The organism is Halolactibacillus halophilus, from assembly GCF_900115605.1.
Classification (GTDB): domain Bacteria; phylum Bacillota; class Bacilli; order Bacillales; family Amphibacillaceae; genus Halolactibacillus; species Halolactibacillus halophilus.
Genome location: NZ_FOXC01000005.1, coordinates 1 through 19,901, shown reverse-complemented (window position 1 = coordinate 19,901; position 19,901 = coordinate 1). Strand labels below are relative to the sequence as shown.

At 39.0% G+C, this 19,901-nt stretch carries 22 protein-coding genes; 16 read left to right on the top strand and 6 right to left on the bottom strand.

Features of this window, described 5'->3' with window-relative positions:
- Positions 1 to 90 precede the first annotated feature (90 nt).
- From BM098_RS03075 to BM098_RS03060, 4 genes are all read left to right on the top strand, one after another.
- A complete protein-coding gene (locus tag BM098_RS03075) occupies positions 91 to 1,266 on the top strand; it encodes a cation:proton antiporter (RefSeq protein WP_089830288.1) in 1,176 nt (391 codons plus the stop codon).
- Positions 1,267 to 1,398: 132 nt separating this feature from the next.
- Positions 1,399 to 1,959, top strand: coding sequence for a GNAT family N-acetyltransferase (locus tag BM098_RS03070; RefSeq protein ID WP_089830286.1), 561 nt, complete (start codon positions 1,399 to 1,401; stop codon positions 1,957 to 1,959).
- Entirely contained in the window at positions 1,956 to 2,816 is an 861-nt protein-coding gene (locus tag BM098_RS03065) for an RluA family pseudouridine synthase (protein WP_234987395.1), read from the top strand. The genes BM098_RS03070 and BM098_RS03065 overlap by 4 nt, the downstream gene beginning before the upstream one ends.
- A 40-nt stretch (positions 2,817 to 2,856) precedes the next feature.
- On the top strand, positions 2,857 to 3,087 hold the full coding sequence (locus tag BM098_RS03060) for an excisionase family DNA-binding protein (RefSeq protein ID WP_089830284.1): 231 nt from the start codon (positions 2,857 to 2,859) through the stop codon (positions 3,085 to 3,087).
- A gap of 21 nt (positions 3,088 to 3,108) precedes the next feature.
- Here BM098_RS03060 and BM098_RS03055 read toward each other — a convergent pair whose 3' ends face one another.
- Positions 3,109 to 3,489 (bottom strand): hypothetical protein, encoded by a 381-nt coding sequence (locus tag BM098_RS03055; RefSeq protein ID WP_089830282.1) that lies wholly within the window; start codon positions 3,487 to 3,489, stop codon positions 3,109 to 3,111.
- A gap of 62 nt (positions 3,490 to 3,551) precedes the next feature.
- On the opposite strand from BM098_RS03055, the gene BM098_RS03050 reads away from it, so the two are divergent.
- The 8 genes from BM098_RS03050 to BM098_RS03015 all read left to right on the top strand — a co-directional run bounded on the left by BM098_RS03050 (position 3,552) and on the right by BM098_RS03015 (position 10,837).
- Entirely contained in the window at positions 3,552 to 3,758 is a 207-nt protein-coding gene (locus BM098_RS03050; protein WP_089830280.1) for a PspC domain-containing protein, read from the top strand.
- 91 nt (positions 3,759 to 3,849) lie between these two features.
- Positions 3,850 to 4,890, top strand: a complete 1,041-nt coding sequence (locus BM098_RS03045; RefSeq protein WP_089830277.1) for a M42 family metallopeptidase — start codon at positions 3,850 to 3,852, stop codon at positions 4,888 to 4,890.
- Positions 4,891 to 5,115: 225 nt separating this feature from the next.
- Positions 5,116 to 6,018: a diacylglycerol/lipid kinase family protein gene (locus BM098_RS03040; RefSeq protein ID WP_089830275.1), complete on the top strand. Its 903-nt coding sequence runs from the start codon at positions 5,116 to 5,118 to the stop codon at positions 6,016 to 6,018.
- A gap of 55 nt (positions 6,019 to 6,073) precedes the next feature.
- Entirely contained in the window at positions 6,074 to 6,655 is a 582-nt protein-coding gene (locus tag BM098_RS03035; RefSeq protein ID WP_089830274.1) for a hypothetical protein, read from the top strand.
- A gap of 28 nt (positions 6,656 to 6,683) precedes the next feature.
- Complete coding sequence (locus BM098_RS03030; protein WP_089830272.1) at positions 6,684 to 8,000, top strand: GTPase family protein; 1,317 nt, start codon at positions 6,684 to 6,686, stop codon at positions 7,998 to 8,000.
- 513 nt (positions 8,001 to 8,513) lie between these two features.
- Entirely contained in the window at positions 8,514 to 9,329 is an 816-nt protein-coding gene (locus tag BM098_RS03025) for a transporter substrate-binding domain-containing protein (protein WP_089830270.1), read from the top strand.
- A 145-nt stretch (positions 9,330 to 9,474) separates the two neighbouring features.
- Entirely contained in the window at positions 9,475 to 10,083 is a 609-nt protein-coding gene (locus BM098_RS03020; protein WP_089830405.1) for an amino acid ABC transporter permease, read from the top strand.
- Between the two features lie 13 nt (positions 10,084 to 10,096).
- Complete coding sequence (locus BM098_RS03015) at positions 10,097 to 10,837, top strand: amino acid ABC transporter ATP-binding protein (RefSeq protein ID WP_089830268.1); 741 nt, start codon at positions 10,097 to 10,099, stop codon at positions 10,835 to 10,837.
- 102 nt (positions 10,838 to 10,939) lie between these two features.
- Here the strand turns inward: BM098_RS03015 and BM098_RS03010 are convergent, their stop codons facing one another.
- Entirely contained in the window at positions 10,940 to 11,659 is a 720-nt protein-coding gene (locus tag BM098_RS03010) for a MerR family transcriptional regulator (protein WP_159430097.1), read from the bottom strand.
- Between the two features lie 176 nt (positions 11,660 to 11,835).
- Here BM098_RS03010 and BM098_RS03005 point away from each other — a divergent pair, with 176 nt between their 5' ends.
- Entirely contained in the window at positions 11,836 to 12,567 is a 732-nt protein-coding gene (locus tag BM098_RS03005) for a YkgJ family cysteine cluster protein (protein ID WP_234987394.1), read from the top strand.
- Between the two features lie 100 nt (positions 12,568 to 12,667).
- Here BM098_RS03005 and BM098_RS03000 read toward each other — a convergent pair whose 3' ends face one another.
- The 3 genes from BM098_RS03000 to BM098_RS02990 all read right to left on the bottom strand — a co-directional run bounded on the left by BM098_RS03000 (position 12,668) and on the right by BM098_RS02990 (position 16,118).
- A complete protein-coding gene (locus tag BM098_RS03000; RefSeq protein ID WP_089830264.1) occupies positions 12,668 to 13,999 on the bottom strand; it encodes a TrkH family potassium uptake protein in 1,332 nt (443 codons plus the stop codon).
- A complete protein-coding gene (locus BM098_RS02995) occupies positions 13,971 to 14,660 on the bottom strand; it encodes a potassium channel family protein (RefSeq protein ID WP_089830262.1) in 690 nt (229 codons plus the stop codon). Before BM098_RS02995 ends, BM098_RS03000 begins: the two co-directional genes overlap by 29 nt.
- A gap of 171 nt (positions 14,661 to 14,831) precedes the next feature.
- On the bottom strand, positions 14,832 to 16,118 hold the full coding sequence (locus BM098_RS02990; RefSeq protein WP_089830259.1) for a methyl-accepting chemotaxis protein: 1,287 nt from the start codon (positions 16,116 to 16,118) through the stop codon (positions 14,832 to 14,834).
- Positions 16,119 to 16,278: 160 nt separating this feature from the next.
- On the opposite strand from BM098_RS02990, the gene BM098_RS02985 reads away from it, so the two are divergent.
- From BM098_RS02985 to BM098_RS02975, 3 genes are read left to right on the top strand one after another with little or no spacing between them, the layout of a single operon-like run.
- Positions 16,279 to 17,616 carry an MBL fold metallo-hydrolase gene (locus tag BM098_RS02985; RefSeq protein ID WP_159430096.1) on the top strand — a complete coding sequence of 446 codons (1,338 nt, stop codon included), beginning with the start codon at positions 16,279 to 16,281 and terminating at the stop codon, positions 17,614 to 17,616.
- A gap of 5 nt (positions 17,617 to 17,621) precedes the next feature.
- Positions 17,622 to 17,891 (top strand): DUF3006 domain-containing protein, encoded by a 270-nt coding sequence (locus BM098_RS02980; RefSeq protein ID WP_159430095.1) that lies wholly within the window; start codon positions 17,622 to 17,624, stop codon positions 17,889 to 17,891.
- Complete coding sequence (locus BM098_RS02975; protein ID WP_234987393.1) at positions 17,891 to 18,571, top strand: CPBP family intramembrane glutamic endopeptidase; 681 nt, start codon at positions 17,891 to 17,893, stop codon at positions 18,569 to 18,571. Before BM098_RS02980 ends, BM098_RS02975 begins: the two co-directional genes overlap by 1 nt.
- 276 nt (positions 18,572 to 18,847) lie before the next feature.
- On the opposite strand, the gene BM098_RS02970 is transcribed toward BM098_RS02975, so the two are convergent.
- On the bottom strand, positions 18,848 to 19,483 hold the full coding sequence (locus BM098_RS02970; RefSeq protein WP_089830254.1) for a DUF4352 domain-containing protein: 636 nt from the start codon (positions 19,481 to 19,483) through the stop codon (positions 18,848 to 18,850).
- Positions 19,484 to 19,901: the final 418 nt, after the last annotated feature.

Below are 19,901 nucleotides of genomic sequence, written 5' to 3'. Positions count from 1 at the left end.
CAGGTGACCTGTTCTTTGTAGTGGCTATTTTTATATGGTAAAAAGCACTCATTAAAAAACGGTAAGGGGTCACCGCAGGAGGAGAAAACAATGTTAGAAAGTATTGCATTATTATTAGTCAGTGGTTTTATTTTAGGCATGGTGATGAAGGGTTTTCGATTACCGCCATTACTAGGTATGTTGTTTGTTGGTATTATTTTTGGTCCGTATGTGCTCGACTGGCTTCATATTGATTTACTCCATATTTCGAGTGAGATCCGAACCTTTAGTTTGATGATCATTTTAATTCGTGCTGGGCTCGGAATTAAGCGTCATGAAATACAAGCCGTTGGCAGTCTTGCCGTTAAAATGAGTAGTTTACCAGGTTTATTAGAAGGGTTCAGTATTCTGTTAGTGAGCTATTATTTGTTTGACTTTAGCTTCGCAGAAGCTGGAATGCTTGGATTTATTATCGCGGCGGTCTCACCAGCTGTCGTTGTCCCAAGTATGCTTGAATTAAAAAGTGAATGCTACGGAGAAGATAAGCAAATTCCGACACTGTTACTGGCTGGGACATCGATCGATGATGTGTTTGCAATTACCATCTTTAGCTTTTTCTTAAGTCTTGGTACAACAGGTGACGTTTCGATTGTTGAATCCGTCTTAAAGATTCCTGTGAGTATTATCCTCGGGGTCTTGGGAGGACTGATTATAGGATACTTGTTTATTAAGTTGTTTGACTTTAAGCGGTTATTCCAATCAAATAATGAACGGCTATTATTACTTCTGACCGGCGCGATAGGATTTTATGCGTTTGGTGAAGTTGTTGGGATTGCGAGTCTACTTGGCATTATGGCGATTGGTTTTCTTATTACCGACCAACGTGAACAGATGGGGGCAGCCTTGTCTGATACGCTTCTATCAATCTGGTTCTTTGCCCAGATTCTATTGTTTAGTTTAGTTGGCGCGGAGGTCAATATCACAGTCGCACTCAAGGCCGGCCTTATGGGACTGGTCATTATAGTGATTGGTCTTTTGTTTCGAACCATCGGTGTATTTATCGCTACCATCGGTAGTAACCTAAATATGAAAGAACGATTATTCTGCGTGCTTAGTTACCTACCGAAAGCCACCGTACAAGCAGCAATCGGCGCACTGCCGCTCGCAAGTGGGGCAGATAAGGGTCCGGAAATTTTAGCCATTGCGGTGTTGTCGATTCTATTAACGGCCCCAATCGGCGCAATCTTAATTAAGTGGAGCGCACCAAAATTGTTAAATAAAGGCTAGGGTGTCTCGCTTTTTGAAGCATTCAGCGTTATAATAGCGATAAACATATCGCTGAGTTGTCCCTTAACCAACTTATAACAGATAGGGACAAATACTGATGTCATAAATGATGATGTTTAAAGGGGGAACTACATGTATACGCATGTTTTAGATGATCAGATTGAATTAAGACCACTGACCGTATTCCACACGGAACCATTGTACCGATTAATTCAAGACTCACGCCATCACTTGCGTGATTTTTTGATTTTTGTTGAATACACGACGAAAGAGGACCATACGAGAAAGTTTGTCGAAGAAACCGTGGTGACTAATGCTAAGCTTGAATCTTTTGTTTCGGTCATCTATGTGAATGAATCTGTCGCGGGGCTCGTCGGTTTTAATTCAATTGACCACCAAAATAAACGCGCAGAAATAGGCTACTGGCTTGGTGAAGCGTATACTGGCCAAGGCGTGATGACAAAAGCCGCAAAAGCCATCGTAACATATGGCTTTGAAGCATTAGGACTTAATCGGATTGATTTAAAAGCGGCCACGACAAATCATAAGTCGCGCAATATTGCTAAACGGTTAGGCTTCACTGAAGAAGGCATTATAAAAGAAGCCGAGTGGATGCATGACCGCTATCTCGATCATGTCCACTGTGGTTTAATAAAGCGTGACTATGAAAAAAGTGAGTGGGGTGTCTCGTGAAAAAGATTGAACATACGGTGAAAGCCAATACCATCTTAATGGATTTTTTACTTGAGGCATTTGATTATAGTCGTAGTAAAATAAAAGGTTTATTAAAGCGGGGGCAAGTCTATGTCGACGGACAGTCAATCTCGCAATTTAATCACCCACTAACAGCTGGTCAAGTTGTCGCTATCTCAAAAGAACAAATCAAACTAGCTAAGTTAAAAGGTTTAACGATTCTTTATGAAGATGATGACTGCCTTGTCGTTAATAAAGCCAGTGGCTTACTGACTATTCAAACGAATAAACAGTTAAAAGAACTAACCGCTCACCGGCAATTAAGTGAGTATCTCCAACAGAAAGATCCACGGGCAAGAATTTTTATCGTCCACCGGCTGGACCGTGACACATCAGGTGTATTGGTGTTTGCAAAACATGAACGAGCAAAAAAAATCTTACAATCAAATTGGAAAGAACGCGTATCAGAACGTCGCTATGTCGCACTTGTCGAAGGCGTCGTTAAACAAGACGAGGCTCGGCTAGAGAACTATCTCGGCGAGTCAAAAACACACCGGATGTTTACAACTAAAAATAAAGCCGAAGGCATTTATGCCACGCTTCATTATCAAGTGAAACAGCGCGGAAAAAATATGAGTATTTTACACGTACAATTAGAGACAGGCCGAAAGAACCAAATCAGAGTTCAACTGAGTGCGGCAGGTCATCCGATTGTCGGAGATAAAAAATACGGGGCTAAAACAAATCCAATCAAACGGTTAGGGTTACATGCTGAGACAATTACATTTTTGCATCCAACGACAGAAAAAGTTTTATCATTTCAAGCACCTGTGCCCAAGTCATTTATGGTGATGTAATTATGAATAGTGTGTGGATAAGAGTGAAAGGGGAGAGGGTATGTTTGTGTCAATTAAAGAAGCGGCGGACTATTTAGAAATCAGCGAGACGGATTTACGTAAATTGATTTTCGAGAAGAAGATCAAAGCCTTTCATGACGGGGAACAGTATCTAGTTAACACCGCCCAATTTGATACGCATTTAAAAGAAATGGAACGAATTCGCGCCGAGATTCAAGCCTATTTAGCCGAACCTGTTCCAGAGAGTTCATACGTGAAAGATGAAGACTAATCTGTTAATATTTTTGGGGTATTAATCGCTGGACACTAACCAACCATCTGTAAAATCGGTCATTGGGGCAGTGAAAATCACCGTCCAAAGTGTCGCCTCACCTGGTGCTAATGTCAAGTTTGGAATCGTGATAGTGACAGATTCGGATGTTGGTAATGTCGCAGTAAACGAAGGAATGAGTATTTCTAATGTGGTATTGTGATAGAAACAGATGATCAGCCGGTGACCTGCGTGATTTTTAGCTTGTCTTAACGCGGTCAGTTTACCTGTTGTGGCGATGAGACCGATATCTTCTAAGTCAGTTAATTGATTATTAAGATACGCCCAGTAGAGTTTTTTATAGTGATGATAATCAATAGCTGCCAATTGTTTTTGCCATTTGTCTTGTAAGATCAGTGTCATGTCGGATGATATCCTTTCGCCATTTTAGTATTTGTCTATCATAACATAAAAGAGGTGGCTCAATGTCGAAGCAACTTAAACGCTCAAGAACAGAAAAGTCAATTCACGGTGTATGCGGTGGGTTGGCTAAACATTTTGATGTTCCACCATTTTTGGTGCGATTATTGTTTATCTTTACCTTGCCAGGTAGTTTCTTTTTCTACATCATCCTTGCCAATACGTTGCCAGAAGACTTATCAGATGGTTATATTGAACTGAACAAGCGGTAAAGCAGAAGGTGTCAGACTTAAGTAATACAAACGAGATAAAAGATATTAATAGAACTTTAAAAATGAACAACGACACGAAAGTAGGGATTATATGACAAGTAATACGATGACTTATTTAAAGAACTTAGTGAACATTCCTAGCCCGTCGGGCTATACGGATGAAGTAATCACTTATGTGGAAGACTTCTTTCAACACTTAAAGTTAGAAACAATGCGCAATAATAAAGGTGGATTGATTGTTACCTTACCTGGGAAATCAGCAACAGAAACCCGGATGTTAACCGCTCATGTCGATACCCTTGGTGCGATGGTAAAAGAAGTAAAGCCGAGTGGTAGGCTGAAGCTTGATTTAATTGGCGGTTTTAAATTCAACTCGATTGAAGGGGAATATTGTACGATTCATACCGCAAGTGGTAACACGTATACTGGCACGATCTTGATGCACCAAACTTCTGTCCACGTCTATAAAGATGCTGGTACAAAAGAACGCAACCAAGACAATATGGAAGTGAGAATTGATGCTGTTGTTAAAAATGAAGCTGATGTCAATGATTTAGGTATTGGTGTCGGTGACTTTGTGTCATTTGACCCGCGGGTTGAAGAAACAGCGACCGGCTTTATTAAGTCACGTCACTTAGATGATAAGGCGAGTGTGGCCATGTTAATGTCACTATCAGAACAGATCGTGACAGAAGCAATTGAGTTACCTTACACGACCTATATCTTAATCTCTAATAACGAAGAGATTGGTTACGGCGGGAATTCAAATATACCAACATCGGTCATCGAATATTTAGCCGTTGATATGGGCGCGATTGGTGATGGTCAAACGACTGATGAATTCACTGTCTCAATCTGCGCGAAAGATTCTAGTGGTCCGTATCACCATGGTTTACGTCAACATTTAGTTCAGTTAGCAAACGATCATAACATTGGCTATAAAGTTGATATTTATCCGTATTATGGCTCTGATGCTTCAGCTGCTATTCGAGCAGGATATGATATTATTCATGGCCTGATTGGGGCGGGTATTGATAGCTCGCATGCGTTTGAACGTACCCATATTGATTCGATTAAAGCGACGGAACAGTTGATTTATCATTACTTACAGTCAGCCATTGTTTCGCATTAGTATGATCAGCCAATGAATCATTAATTATATGAAGAGACTTACCCGCAACAGTTAGAGTAGATACTAGCTGTTGCGGGTATTTTTATGCTTGTGGTGATAGTCTTAAGATTATGTCAGCGCCTTTGACTATGATCATAGTCAAAGGTGTTTTCATCTCATATGTTAGAACGCCCTAACATTTGGGTATACTTTAGTATACTGCTTGTATGTGAAATTAATTAACGAATGAAAAGAGTGAATGAGATGAAACAAGCGATGGTGATCTTAAACCCGTCTTCAGGTAATGAAGCGGCAAACGACTATAAAGCAGAAATTGTTGAAGTAGTTAGTGACAAAGGTTATAACGTGACAGTGAAAGAAACAAAAAAACAAGATGATGCGACAGCATTTGCCGAAGAAGCTGTCAATGAAGGATATGATTATGTGGTTGGTGCTGGTGGCGATGGTACGATTAATGAAGTGATTACCGGGCTGGCGAAATATGATAACCAACCGTTATTTAGTTTTGTCCCTTTTGGTACGGTGAATGATTTTGCGCGGGCAATTGGAATTCCCTTAAAACCAAAAGCGGCAATCGCCTGGTTAAAAGAAGCGGATACCGAACAACGGGTGGATATAGGGAAAGTGAATGATCGTTATTTTGTTAATGTCGTGGCTTTAGGTGCGGTAGCGGAAGCAACATATGACGTCGGGGTGGAACAAAAAACCCGACTAGGTCCACTGGCTTATTATATTGAGGGAGCGAAGACACTAGCTGAGAATAAAATTTATCCTCTGACCTTTAAAGTGGGGGGGGAGACGATCGAGGAAGAAGCTTTCCTTGTTATCATTGGCATGACAAATTCCATTGCTGGTTTTGAAAGAATTGCCACTGATGCAAAATTAGATGATGGTCATATGCACGTCTTTATCGTTAAAAAGTTAGCAGGTTTTGATATAATGACGGTTCTGCCATCTGTCTTAGCTGGTGAGTTTAAGGATCATGAAAAAGTGCACTATATTAAAACAAATGAGTTAACCATTGAGTCAACACAATCGTTACACACAAATATTGATGGCGATGAAGGAGATGATTTGCCGCTTCATTTAACCGTCTTACCAAAACACATTCGATTACTAAAGAAATGAATAGTTACCAGGAGTAAGAACATGACACTAAAACACCGAGAAAGGACGTGACATCATGAAAAACTGGGTCGATGATTATTTAATCGATTGGCATTCCGGACGTGAATTAAAAATATATAGAGATTTTGAGGTCATTTCTTTTATTGGGATTCATAATGGTTGGTTCTACACCGTCGGTCGGTTACTTGATATCAATCTACATGATATAATTACTTATAAAACCGCAACGGAAATACTAAATGAACTTATTAAACTTATCCCAAAAGATGAGGACATCTATATTACCTCGACACCGATTGAACAGGACTTACATGACACCCATTTTTATAAATTAAACTTACCGCTTCGAATTGATTATGCTATTCAAGTGGGGCTAGGTGTTGCACGATCGGTTACCAACTATAAGGAATACTGTCTGTATCCCATTGCTGAAGATTTACCTGAAGGGTCGATTGATAAAAAGTCCGTAGAATTATTACGTCTTAAGTTATATGCTCAGCTCATTAAAGGAAAAGAGCATTTAGATACGTCATTACAGAAGCTATGGCGAAAAGATAAACGTAGGCTAAAACAATTGTTGTTTGCGGATATCGATAAAGTTGAACAAACATTCGATGCATGGTTTTTGACAAGTTAGTCATGATAGAAAGAAAGGCGTGAGGCTAATGGAACGACCCAAGATAGATGAACGACTAGACCGTTTAGTCAATATTCGGTCCAGTCTCGACCAAGTCATCGATACGCTACCAATGAAAGTACCTAAACAAGCTAGAACCCATATTAAAGATATCTTGTTGAAAAATGATGAACTGAATCAGTTACTTGAAGACTTAAAAGAGCGCCGTCCACCACGTTTGATTGTTGTGGGTAAGACAGGTGTAGGTAAAAGCAGTCTCATTAACGCCATGTTTGGCCGGTACTTAGCTAAGACATCGGCTGTTGAAATTGGTACGCATGCGGTTAGTAGCTATCAATATCGTGACAATGATCGTGTGTTGTTTGACGTCATTGATACCCGCGGGTTAAATGAATCATTTTCAGCAGGAGAAAGTGCTGAGAAAAGTTTACTCGAAGCAGTTCAACAATTTGAGCCAGACGCCGTCCTCTTGGTTATGAATGCGACAGACCGGGCTGGAATGGACGAGGAGCTTGCACAGATTAAAAAATTGACCCCTTACGTCTCAGAGCATGTGCCGGTTATTTGTGTCCTAACTCATGCCGATCATGTTGAACCTGCTCGAATGAAAGAGCCTCATCACTACCCTGAAGTAAAAGAAACAAGAATCAAAGAGAAAAAACAACAAGTGTTAAGGTTGATTGATCAACTGGATATCACCATTCAAACAGTGATACCCGTCTCAAGTTATATTGAGTGGAGTCATGAGGCACCAGAATTCTTATCAGAACAAGAACGATCAGAACTAAGCATCACATTTGATGGGCGTTTCCAGATTGATACATTACTTGATTATTTAGAATCTAATATGGCCTTTCAATCGGCGATTCACCTCATGCTATCGACACGCATTGACCGAGCGGTGAAGCAACTGACCCAAAAAATTATAAAAGTCTTCTCAGGTGCAGCGTCAACAGTTGCCTTAACACCAATCCCAGTGAGTGATATGTCAGTACTTGTCCCACTGCAGCTACTCATGGTCAGCTTTATTGGCTATGTCAGTGGACGTATGGTCGATAAGAAAATGCTAAGGGACTTCTTAGTGAGTTTAGGTGGTGTTGGATCACTTGGCTATAGTTTTAAACTCATCGCTCAACAAGGAAGTAAATTCTTAAATGTCGTCCTACCTGGTTCAGGAAGTGTTATTTCAAGTACCATTGCCTATTCTGGGACATACGCGATGGGAAAAGCGGCTGAAGCTTACTTTATCGATCATGTCAGTAAAAAAACTGTCCAAACCATTTTGAAACAAGCAGAGCAAGAAGGAAAAGAAGAGGCGAAGAAGGATAAAAAAGCAGCTGAATGATCGTTATATATTTAAAAATAAAAAGCTAGCATTTTAACGTTAACCATGCTATAGTAGTAGAGCGATGAGCTGATTTGCATAAGACGCACACGTTTATAACGTTGTATGTGGCAACGTGTGTTGCGCCGCAAATAATCTTTGGTTAATTTATTAACCATAAAACCTCCGATTCTTTATTGAGTCGGAGGTTTTTTAATATGTGAAAAAAACTTTTATTTTTTTAGTCAGAAAATGTAACCGCCTTCATAGTTTGTTTGTAAGTGTTTGTGATATGAAACTAGATTGATTCATACCGAAAAAGCATTAAACAATGTTTGAGGTTAATTTATAGCGGGTAAGGGTAAGATAGGGTGAACTGCTGCGGGTCGATCGGAGCAGTAATAAGTAATAGATAGAGAGGAGGATGCGTGCACAGGTTAAGCAGATTTTAGCTTTTTAGCCATGATTAAAGGAATCACCTATACTTATTTCGGATTAAACGAGATAAAAAAAGTACAAGGGAGAAGATTATTCATGAAAAAATTAATAGGGTTTTTATTGTTAGGTCTAATGCTTACGCTCGTTGCTTGTGGAGAAGATGATACAGCATCTGATTCGGGGGCTGACGGTGCAGGTGATAGTGAAACAAGTTTTGATTTAGTTGAATCAGGGAAGTTAACTTTCGCAGCATCAGGGGAGTTTAAACCTTTCAGTTATATGGAAGGAACAGACATGGTCGGATACGATGTTGCGGTTGGGAAGGCGATTGCGGATAAGTTAGGTTTAGAACCTAATCCAAAACGCGCGAAATTCTCAGGTATTGTGACAGGTGTTAGTGAAGGCCGTTATGATATTGCCGTCGCCAGTCATACGATCACAGAAGAACGGTTAGAACAAGTCGACTTTAGTGAACCTTATTACTACTCAGGTCCAGTTGTTTGGTTACAACCCGGTAGTGATATTGAAACAGAAGCAGACTTAGAAGGTAAAAAGATTGCGGTTGCACGTGGGACGACCTATATTAGCATTGCTGAACAGTATACTGATGATATCCCGCAACTAGATAGTGATGTTGTTGCGTTACAAACACTTTCAAATGGCAATTATGATGCAGTTATTACCGACGACGTGACCGGTAACGCGGCGATCGATAATGGTCTTGAAATTGAAGAAGGTTTTTATTTAGGTGTCAGCGAACAAGGGGTTGCCGTGAATAAAGACAATCCAGAGTTAACAGCAGAAATTAATGCGATTCTACAAGAAATGAAGGAATCGGGTGAATTAAAAGAATTAGCTGAAGAGTGGATTGGCGTCGATATTACCGTTGAACCAGAAGGTGCGGCTGAATAAATGAGTAGGTCACGCTTTTGGCGTGACCTCATCTCTTCACGGTACACATACGTTACATAGTGCTGAATAAAGCTTTCAATAAAGAGAAGGAGTGGTCAAGTTGGGAGAGTTTTTTTCTATATTCATAGATAGTTTTGATGTATTTATGGAAGGAATGTGGCTGACGCTTAGATTATCGGTTGTGTCATTACTGATTGCGATTGTGATTGGGTTATTCTTTGCCATGCTGAAGATTTCACGTGTGAAAGTTTTAGAAATTATTGCGGATTTATACATTTGGATTGTGCGCGGGACCCCGCTCATTGTTCAAATCTTTATTCTGTTTTACGGTTTAGCTGAGATTTGGTTAATCCCTGAGTTCTGGGCAGCGAGTATTGGTTTAGCGTTTCACTCTGGTGCCTATATTGCCGAGATTATTCGTGGGGCGATTCAATCAATCACAAAAGGTCAAACAGAAGCAGCCCGTTCGCTTGGGATGAGTCGTTCACTCACGATGCGCCGGGTAGTGTTACCACAAGCCTTTCGGCGCGCGGTACCCTCATTAGGTAATCAATTTATAATTGGAATTAAAGATTCATCACTGGCATCATTTATTGGTTTACAAGAGTTATTTGGTGTATCCAATACGATGGGTTCAAATTCATTTGATTACTTACCCTATTTCTTTACCGTCGCGATTTATTACTTACTCATTGTCTTGATTTTAACGATTGCGGTTAATCAGTTAGAGAAAAAATTAGCAGTGAGTGATTAAGGAGGAATAACAGATGACAGAACCAAGAGAAATGATTCGAGTAGAAAAATTAAATAAATCATTTGGAGATTTACATGTCTTATTTGATATTGATTTAAAAGTAAATGAAAGTGATGTCGTTGTGCTAATCGGTGCGAGTGGGTCTGGTAAAAGTACGTTACTCCGTTGTTTGAATTTTTTAGAGTTTAAAGATGATGGCAACATTATAATTGAAGGTGAACAAGTCGAAGCTGATACGCATGACTTAAATAAAGTGAGACAAAAAGTCGGGATGGTGTTTCAACACTTTAATCTGTTTCCGCACAAAACGGTGCTAGGAAATGTGATTGAAGCTCCGATTCAAGTCAAAGGTATGTCAAAAAAAGAAGCGACGAAAGAAGGAAAGCGACTCCTTGATAAAGTTGGGCTGGGCGATAAATATGATGTTTATCCTTCTCGACTTTCAGGCGGGCAAAAGCAGCGGGTAGCTATCGCACGGGCGCTTGCGATGCAGCCAGATATTATGTTATTTGATGAACCAACGTCAGCCCTTGACCCTGAGCTTGTCGGGGAAGTACTTGAAACAATGAAGGAGTTAGGTAACGAGGGTATGACGATGGTGGTCGTCACCCACGAGATGGGCTTTGCTCGTGAAGTCGGAGACTGGGTCGTTTATATGAACGAAGGCCGCATTGTTGAAGAAGGTAAGCCTGATCAAATCTTTGATCACCCTAAAGAAGAACGTACTAAAGCTTTCTTAGATTCAATTCTTTAGAAGGTCGTTATAAAAGATTAATTAACAGGTTATTTTGGATGAAAAATATGAAAAGCGTAAGGACGTATCTATTGTCCTTACGCTTTTTTATATCTTTGTTACTTAAAGTTGATGTTTGGCGTAATGAATCATTGCCGCTTGCATAAATTCTGCTAAGCCGTCACCGTATCGGTCGATGTTTTCAGTGAAACGTTCATCAATCGTATAAAGTTCGGCAACACCGATCAACATCTCTTTTGTGTATGGATAGACACGATTTAACTGATCGATCCATACTTTAATCCCGGTTTGAGCTTTCTCGCTTGTTGGCGCGTGGTGACGAAGTGTGGCGAGTTGTTCAAACGTGTCATGCATCTCCTCTTGACTGACATGTCCATTTTTTAAGTTTTGTTTAGCCGTTTTCACCGCGTGTTCACCGTATAGCTGGGTGGCTTCTTCATCATATGCGGTGTTGTTAAAATCGAATCCTTTAAACTTCTCTTCGTTAGACATTGTTTTTCCTTCTTTCTCATGTTGAATGGTTTGATCAATGGTGTTAATCATTTGGTTTAGTTGGGCCCGTTTTTTTATGAGCGCTTGTTTTTGCTTTTCTAATGTCGATAGCCGGTTAGAATCTTCATTTAAAACAGCCCTAATTTCATCGAGTGTTAGCCCAAGGGTTTTGTAAAACAGAATCGCTTGTAGTCGATTTAAATCATCATCGGAATAGTCCCGGTAACCGGACGATGTGTCTTTTGCAGGGGACAGTAGCCCAATCGTATCATAATGATGCAAGGTACGTTTCGTTACACCTGTTAAATCGATTACGTCTTGAATTTTCAAAATCATCACCTCCATATGTCCACTATAAAGAATAACGTAACGTGATAGTCAAGTAAAAACTAACTAATATCTCATTTTTGATGTCTCTAGTGTGATAGCCGAAAAGAATGGCTTATGTTAAAATTTAATCAGTTGAACATGACGAAAATAATAAATAGAAAACTGAGGTGTCGATAGTGACCGAATTAACATATGATCGTTTAATGATAAAAATCAATCAATTAAGTGAACGCTATGCGATTGATGAAGAAGTGTTTTACCAGATTATTGAACATTGGGACCAGCAAGATTTATCGGTAGATAAAAAGCTAGATGAATCCTTCAAAGAGTTATTACAGCAAGTGAGTGTTGAAATGGATAAAATGGATGAGATCTTAGACGAACGGCCGACGTGTTTTATGGGCTGTGCCTTTTGTTGCTACTTCCCGATTATTGTGACGAGGTTAGAAGCAAAGTTAATTAAACAAGCTATTCACCGCTATCCTAAAGAGCGAAAAGAAGCGATTTTAAAACATTTAGCTCAATATCAAGTGGATCATAAAGCGAAGTTAACAGAAGCACGCGCGATTGATTTTAAGGATGATCCAGACTTTAAACGAAAATATCGGACCCTTGATTTACCATGTCCGTTATTAGATTTAGAGACAAACAGCTGTATGAGCTATGAAGTTCGCCCAATTCCGTGCCGGACGTATGTGAACTATTTAGATCCATTGCTCTGTGAAGAGAACCGAATGCCAAAAGAAACGGTGAGCTTTGAATTTCTATATGGCCCTTATTTTGAAGCATTAAATGAATTCGTCCAGTGGCAATATGAAGATGGTGACACAGGTGTTGTGGACTATCCGGATGACTTATTTAGCGAGGATTACTTAATCAACTGGCTAAACTTAGAAAGAAACGTATGATGAAAAAGCGTCCAAGGCAAGTGCCTTAGGCGCTTTTAGCATTTTAATCAATCATTCTAACGCTATGAAAACAAGTGATTATATCTGTCTTGTGAGTAAATCAACCTGTAAAGATCTCACCCTTAGGATAAGAAATACGAGGTGTCTGAGAGCGCGCAAGGGAGAAAGCAATCGTTAGTGGTCCAACTCGGCCAACAAACATCAACAACATAATCACCGGCTTACCAATGACAGATAATTGATCTGTTATGCCTGTTGATAATCCGACGGTACCAAAGGCTGAAAAGGCCTCAAACACAACACTCATCATCGGTAAATCTTCTGTTACTGCTAAAATAAAGATGGCAATAAACACGATGAAGAAACTAATAACAATGATCGATAGCGAACGGATAATAACTTCTGTGTCAATCCGTTGTCTAAAAGCGAATACTTCACTGTTACCCCGAAGATAAGCAACGACCGCAAGAATAATAATTATAAGTGTTGTGACTTTAATCCCGGAAGCAGTAGAAGCGCTTCCTCCACCGATAAACATTAAAAAGATTGTCAACATAAGTGTACTAGGATTCATTTGACCATAATCTAATGAGTTAAACCCAGCCGTACGAGGGGTTAAGCCTTGAAAGAAGCTTCCCCATAACTGATCATCAAGTGGCATTGAACCAATCGTATTTGGGTTATTCATTTCTAAAATAAAGAAGCCAAAGACCGCAAAGGCATTAATAAGAAAAGTCCCGGTTAACATAACTTTCGTATGTAAGGTCCAGGTGCGCCACTTTCTTTTATGCATTAGTTCGAAAATAACGGTGAACCCAATCCCACCTGAGACAAATAAAAGGGTGATCACGATATTAATCAGTGGGTCGGCAACATATTGCGATAAGCTGTCGGTAAACAGACTAAATCCTGCGTTATTAAATGATGAAATCGCATGAAATAAGCTAACAAATAGCCCCCGACCAATCCCCAACTCTGGAATCCAACGTACACTTAACAAAGCTGTTGCAATGAGCTCCATTATGATTGCAAAATAGAACAAAGTACGAATGAGACGGATAATGCCGCCCATTGAATTTTGATTTAAAGCTTCTTGCATTAATAAGCGTTCTTTTAAGCGGATTTTTTTCCCAAGGAATAGAATACTCATCACCGCAAAGGTTAAAAACCCTAGACCACCAATTTGAATTAGAATCATTAACACGGTTTGCCCAAAGGTAGTAAAAGCGGTTCCTGTATCAACGACAATTAAACCTGTGACTGTTACAGCTGAGGTGGCGGTAAAGAAAGCATCCAGCCACGAAAGAGGTATCGTCCGGCTGACAGGTAATTTAAGAAAGAGTGTCCCTAACGTTATAATAGTAAAAAAACCAATCGCTAGTACTTGAGGCGGTGTTAACGGATTATCTCTTAGCTTTAAGCGTAGCTTCATCGTAGACTTCCACCTTTTTAAATTTTTGAATCTCACGGTTATGTCCTAAAATAATAAGGACATCTTTTGGTTGTATTAAATAATAAGGATTTGGATTTATGTCAACTTTTCCGTTATGACGAATGCTAATTAAGGACAAACCATATAGCCCTCTTAAATCAATGTCTTCAATCGATCGATTCACAAGTCGCTGCGAGACTTTTATTTCAACGATACTGTGATCATTTGAAAGCTCAACAAAGTCCATGATATGGTTATGCAGTAATTGGTTCACGAGTCGTTTGGCGATGTCTTTTTCAGGTTGAATGATATGATCTGCCCCAATACGACTTAAAATTTTTGAATGGTTTCTATTAATTGCTTTCACCCAAATATTCTTAACGCCCATATCTTTTAAAATCAGGGTGGTTAAAATACTCGCTTGAATATCTTCACCTATCGCGACAATGACGTAATCAAAGTTGGTTAATCCCAAACTTTTTAATCGGTTTTCTTCTGTCGTATCTGCCACGATTGCTTCTGTTGCGATGGCTTGATAATCGCTCACAAGACGTTCTTTTTTATCAATGACAAGTACATCGTGACCTTGTTTGATTAGTGTATCGGTAACGCCACGACCAAACTGGCCTAAACCAATGACTGCTAGCTGGCGCTTAGCCATAGGATGACCTCCTTTATTTCAATATCAAAGCTAAAGTTTTAAGCAATGTTTACTTAAGTTACCATACGTCAATTATACATGAAAGTCAATAAGAAAACCGGTCAAAAATGACCGGCACAAAAGCAATAATGACATATCAAACTAGATTTAAAAAATGTGTACATGAAACACCTAGAGACTAGCCTTTATGTCCTTAATGTAATCAACAACAGCACGTGAGTCTTGATCAATTTGTTTTAAACTTTCTTCAGCATCATGGATGCGATTATTTTTGTAGCTGTTAATCGCTGCCTGAGCTTGGTCATGAATCCGCTTATGTGGTGCATGAATTGCTTGTTTTAATTGCTCAAAACGCTCGGTTTGAGGCAGTGTATTTAACCACTGACCGAGACGACAGTCTTTCTCAGTGCCGACTTGTGCTTCATCTAAGGTAACATAACCTAAGATCATGTTGTAGACATCCCATTTCCAGATTAAGTGGTCAGCAATCGAGACGTCTGCTTTGGACTGATCATTTAAATCATAAAGGTTCTGATACATTGCTAGACGAATGGTGTTAAGTTTTGCGGAGATGGTGTAGAGTATCTCACCTGTTCGCTCTGTATTAGATTCAACCTCACGACTGATATCATTGATCTGTTCAAGATGTGCTGCCATTTGTTCTGTGGTGGCTGATTGTTCTTCGACATTTGCGCTTACCTCCGTGAAAGATTGATTTAAGTAATCAAATGCCTCTTTGATCCCATCTAGTTCCTTGAAAGCAACACGCATTTTTTCATTTGCTTTTGTCAGTTGTTCAACGATATCATCGACTTTATCATTAGTTTTATCAATTTTCTTTGTTAACTCGGCCACGATGGATTCAATATGTTCCACTTGGACTTTTGTTGAATCCGCTAACTTTTTAATTTCATTGGCGACGACCGAGAACCCTTTACCGTGCTCACCCGCTCGCGCGGCTTCAATTGAAGAGTTTAGTGCGAGTAAATTCGTTTGCTCAGCAACACCTTTAATGACATCGACCATTTCAGTAATACGGGCGGCTTCTGTGATAACTTCGGCCATATCTGTTTTAATTTCTCCGACGCGATGGACGTCTTTATTCATTTGATTGAATGCTGCTTGAGCTTCGGTTAGACTTTGTTCGGTTGTTACCTTAGCTGTTCCTGCTTTTTCCGCTGAGGTTTGCGTTTGTTTCGCAATTTCTTCAGTGGTTGAAGCTAGTTCTTCACTGCCACTTGCGACATTTTCAATCAAATCTGCCTGTTCACGGACACTTAGAATCATTTTCTTTATGTAATCTAAGCTTGTCATATCAATTAATAAGGCATTAATTGATGTGAGCGTTGTTTCTAAATCATGGCGTTTTTCTGATAATTCGGCTGACAAATCATCAACAACATGATTGACATCATTTGTTTCTGCTACAAGGGGCTGTTTTGTTTTTTTCTTAAACACGATTATTCACTCCTCAATCAAATATACTCTATGGGTAATATCGGATGAAAATTAGTTAATATTAAGTATTATTAATAGATTTTTGTTAAATATTTTCAACTGTAGACACGAAGGTATCTATGGTAAACTATAGGGAGATAAAGAGAGTGAGGGGATTATGGTGTTAAAAAGATGGTTACTTCCGCTTGTCATGGTATTACTTTTTATATCTGCATGTGGAACAACAATGGATTCAACAGATAGTGAAAAAGAAGCTGAGGACAGAACAGAAGATATTGGGACTGATATCGATGAATCAACAAATAATACAGATCGAGATGAGCCCAGTGACAATGACCCGGAAACTGACGCCGAAAAAGGAACAGCGGGTACAGGAAATACTGAGACAGATAAAGTGAAAGATTCCGTCCAAACACCAACTAACATGATCGTCCATTTTATTGATGTCGGTCAAGGGGATAGCATCTTGATTGAAGCAACATCAGGAAATGTCTTAGTTGATGCTGGAAACTGGAATGGGCGTGAGGTGATTGATTATTTAAATATTCAAGGAATCAATCATATAGATTTAATGATCGCCACTCATCCAGATGCTGATCATATCGGTCAAATGCCACTTATATTAGAAGCTTTAACGGTCGATGAGGTATGGATGAACGGTATTGAGTCAACATCGAAGACATTTGAAAATACAATCAAGCTTATCTTAGAAAAAGACATTGTCTATTATGAACCTGAAGTAGGGGATGGCGTTGATTTTGGTGATGTTGCAATCGATGTGTTAGGTCCCATTTCAAAGACAGGTGATGCGAATAGGGACTCCATTGTCACGCAAGTGACACATGGGGCTGTTGAAGTTATGTTAACAGGGGATGCTGGGGTTAAAGAAGAAGCGTCATTAATTAACCGATTTGGTAATCGCCTTATGAGTGATATTTTAAAATTAGGTCATCACGGTTCGAATACTTCAACCTCACAAGCTTTTTTAGATGCGGTAAATCCGGAAGCTGTCATTATTTCAGCAAGTGAAAATAACAGTTACGGTCATCCACATGAAGAGGTGGTTGAGCGGTTAGTGAACGCGGAAGTTGATGTGTATCAAACGAGTCAACATGGTGATATCGTGTTTCTGTCTGATGGCGCTACAATCGAGCTAATCGATGCCAAAGACTATCCAACCACACCGGTTGTCCCAACAAATGAGTCAACAACGACGAATGACCAACAAGATGAAACAACGACGCCACCTGTCATAACTCCAGCACCTGATGTGTCAAAAGAGGAAACAAACCCATCGTCAGAAAATAGTACGTGTGTGGATGTTAATACCGCCTCAAAAGAACAACTGATGACGATTATCCATATAGGTGATGAGCGGGCCGATCAACTGATTCAATTGAGACCGTTCGATTCTGTTGATCAATTAACACGAATTAATGGAATTGCCGCTGGACGATTAAAAGATATAAAAGCTGAAAATATAGCATGTGTGAGGTGAGAAGGATGAAAACAGTAGCTGTTATTGACCGTTTCAGTGATCAAGACACGGCGGTTATATTAGTAGAATCAGTCCAAAAGGAATTTGTCGTAAAACAAGCTGAATTACCACAAGAAGCAAAGCCAAACGATTATTTAGATGTTGAAATCATTGGTCAAACGCTTCGAATTATTGGTATAAATCATGAGGAAACATCGTCGAGAAAGACTAGTATTCAAGATAAGATGGCAAAGTTACGTGCGAAAAATAGTGGTGTCAGTCGGAGAAGACGATGATGAGCGTGGCGAAAATAAAACGAAGCGTCGCCTTGTTGCTCTTTATCACACTGCCTGTTCTAATGGCACCCGTTGACCTTTTTCTTGCACCGAACTATTGGGTGAAATCCATCGTTAAAATTATCTTATTTATTCTTGTCCCGCTCAGTTTAAATCGGTATTTTAAATGGGTGAAAGTAAAGGATTTGTTTCTTTTACGTCGTAAACAGATTAAAGGCATTATTATATTAGCACTAGGTACATACGGAGTGATTATTGGCGCCTATTTGTTACTGAAGGATATGTTTGACTTTTCAATGGTCACTAGTCAATTGGCAACATCAATGGCCATTAATAAAAACAATTTCCTGTTGGTCTTTTTCTATATTCCACTTGTTAATGCGATGATTGAAGAAGGTTTTTTTAGAGGCTTTGGTTTTTTAACACTCAATCATTTCTGGCCACGGTGGCTTTCTTATACGTTAAGTGCAGTCGTGTTTAGTCTGTATCACGTGGCTATTATGGCGAGCTGGTTTTCACCACTACTTTTTTTATTGTTAATAGTCAGCTTAGTGATCGCGGGACTATTCTTTAATTATATCAATGAGAAAACTGGGTCAATACTAACGTCGTATGTGATCCATGCAGGTGCAAATTTAGCGATTAATACGATTGGATTAAGTTTATTTGGGATTATTTAATGTGATAGTAAAAAAATTAAGAGGATTTAAATAAAGCTAAATTAAGGCTAAATCATAACCTTTAATAAATATATCGATTCGACTTTCTTAAAGTGTCGTGCAATACAAAGAGCCTTTAGAAGATCAATAGCAATTTGCAATTGAATCTGTCAAAGGCTCTTTAATAAATAATAAACCTCAAACCACATACAAACAGTCAACTTAATGTTAACTTAGTTAATTTAAAGACAATAAAAAATACAATGCATTTACTTGAAAAATTAATCTTTATAATAGTCACAGACTAATTTCGATATCGACAGCTTCTCCAACATCCTCCCAATCCTCATTATAAGGAGCGCTCCATTTAATGCGTATACTTTCTACATCTTCAGCTTTTGAATTTTCTAAAATAAAGAAAAGACTACCACTATGTTTGGTACCGCTCATTAAATCGCCTTCGATGTGATCAGACATCCACATGTCTGATTCTAATTGTTCGCCTGTGCTGGTAGCAATTTCAGCTTGAGATGAATAAAATGTAATGTCTTCATCAGATGTATTTTCAACAACTAAATCCATTTGAATATACTCTATATGATCAGATTCTAAAAAATCAGCTAAATCTCCTGATAATTCTCCAGAAGCCGTGTTTAATTGTTCAATTTCCATTACGATTGGACCTGTATTTATTGTGTCTATTTGATCTTGTCTAGAGTGAAGCGTAAATGTTCCTCCTTCGTTTTCTGAGACCTCGCCTTCTTGGGTTTCGTATTCTTCATCATTTTTATCTGACTCACTTTCGGTAACCTCTTCATTGTTCGCCTCGTTTTTTTGATCATTAGGTTCTACATCTGTAGTCGAATTGTCTTCACTACAACCGATTAATAAAAGTAATGTTGAGAAGAGAACAGCTGTTATTATTTTTTTCATGATAAAATCCTCCTTTAAAATTGAATTATTTGGTCTAATTATAGTATAACCTACTTACTATTTTGTTTCCATATTTTAATTGAGAAACCTGTTATCTTTTTACATATACTAATTAATCAAGAGAAAGAACGCGAATAAGCAAAGTGTTTTTATCGCATTAAGGCGAGAAGACACCTTCCTCAAGTGCGTCAGCACTAGGTGGGTGATGAATCGTTTGTTTTGAATATTTTTGAAGTGACAAACATATATTCCGTATGGTATAATTAAAGCACTAACAATAACCGTCACAAAAAAAGAGAGGGTGTGTATCATGGGCATGAAGACCATTTTTTCAAATCGCTTATATAAGCATAAAATCGACCCTGATTTTGTGATGTCCATGGATCACACCCTTCGGGTGTTTAATCAAGCCAAACAT

What these genes read in the sequence shown, in the direction of transcription:
- BM098_RS03025 (WP_089830270.1), top strand. Translation starts at nt 8,514, where the DNA reads ATGAAAAAATTAATAGGGTTTTTATTGTTAGGTCTAATGCTTACGCTC.
- BM098_RS03070 (WP_089830286.1), top strand. Translation starts at nt 1,399, where the DNA reads ATGTATACGCATGTTTTAGATGATCAGATTGAATTAAGACCACTGACC.
- BM098_RS03000 (WP_089830264.1), bottom strand. Translation starts at nt 13,999, where the DNA reads ATGAAGCTACGCTTAAAGCTAAGAGATAATCCGTTAACACCGCCTCAA.
- BM098_RS03050 (WP_089830280.1), top strand. Translation starts at nt 3,552, where the DNA reads ATGTCGAAGCAACTTAAACGCTCAAGAACAGAAAAGTCAATTCACGGT.
- BM098_RS03060 (WP_089830284.1), top strand. Translation starts at nt 2,857, where the DNA reads ATGTTTGTGTCAATTAAAGAAGCGGCGGACTATTTAGAAATCAGCGAG.
- BM098_RS03015 (WP_089830268.1), top strand. Translation starts at nt 10,097, where the DNA reads ATGACAGAACCAAGAGAAATGATTCGAGTAGAAAAATTAAATAAATCA.
- BM098_RS03040 (WP_089830275.1), top strand. Translation starts at nt 5,116, where the DNA reads ATGAAAAGAGTGAATGAGATGAAACAAGCGATGGTGATCTTAAACCCG.
- BM098_RS02970 (WP_089830254.1), bottom strand. Translation starts at nt 19,483, where the DNA reads ATGAAAAAAATAATAACAGCTGTTCTCTTCTCAACATTACTTTTATTA.
- BM098_RS02975 (WP_234987393.1), top strand. Translation starts at nt 17,891, where the DNA reads ATGAGCGTGGCGAAAATAAAACGAAGCGTCGCCTTGTTGCTCTTTATC.
- BM098_RS02980 (WP_159430095.1), top strand. Translation starts at nt 17,622, where the DNA reads ATGAAAACAGTAGCTGTTATTGACCGTTTCAGTGATCAAGACACGGCG.
- BM098_RS02995 (WP_089830262.1), bottom strand. Translation starts at nt 14,660, where the DNA reads ATGGCTAAGCGCCAGCTAGCAGTCATTGGTTTAGGCCAGTTTGGTCGT.
- BM098_RS03020 (WP_089830405.1), top strand. Translation starts at nt 9,475, where the DNA reads ATGGAAGGAATGTGGCTGACGCTTAGATTATCGGTTGTGTCATTACTG.
- BM098_RS03045 (WP_089830277.1), top strand. Translation starts at nt 3,850, where the DNA reads ATGACAAGTAATACGATGACTTATTTAAAGAACTTAGTGAACATTCCT.
- BM098_RS03030 (WP_089830272.1), top strand. Translation starts at nt 6,684, where the DNA reads ATGGAACGACCCAAGATAGATGAACGACTAGACCGTTTAGTCAATATT.
- BM098_RS03035 (WP_089830274.1), top strand. Translation starts at nt 6,074, where the DNA reads ATGAAAAACTGGGTCGATGATTATTTAATCGATTGGCATTCCGGACGT.
- BM098_RS03075 (WP_089830288.1), top strand. Translation starts at nt 91, where the DNA reads ATGTTAGAAAGTATTGCATTATTATTAGTCAGTGGTTTTATTTTAGGC.
- BM098_RS03055 (WP_089830282.1), bottom strand. Translation starts at nt 3,489, where the DNA reads ATGACACTGATCTTACAAGACAAATGGCAAAAACAATTGGCAGCTATT.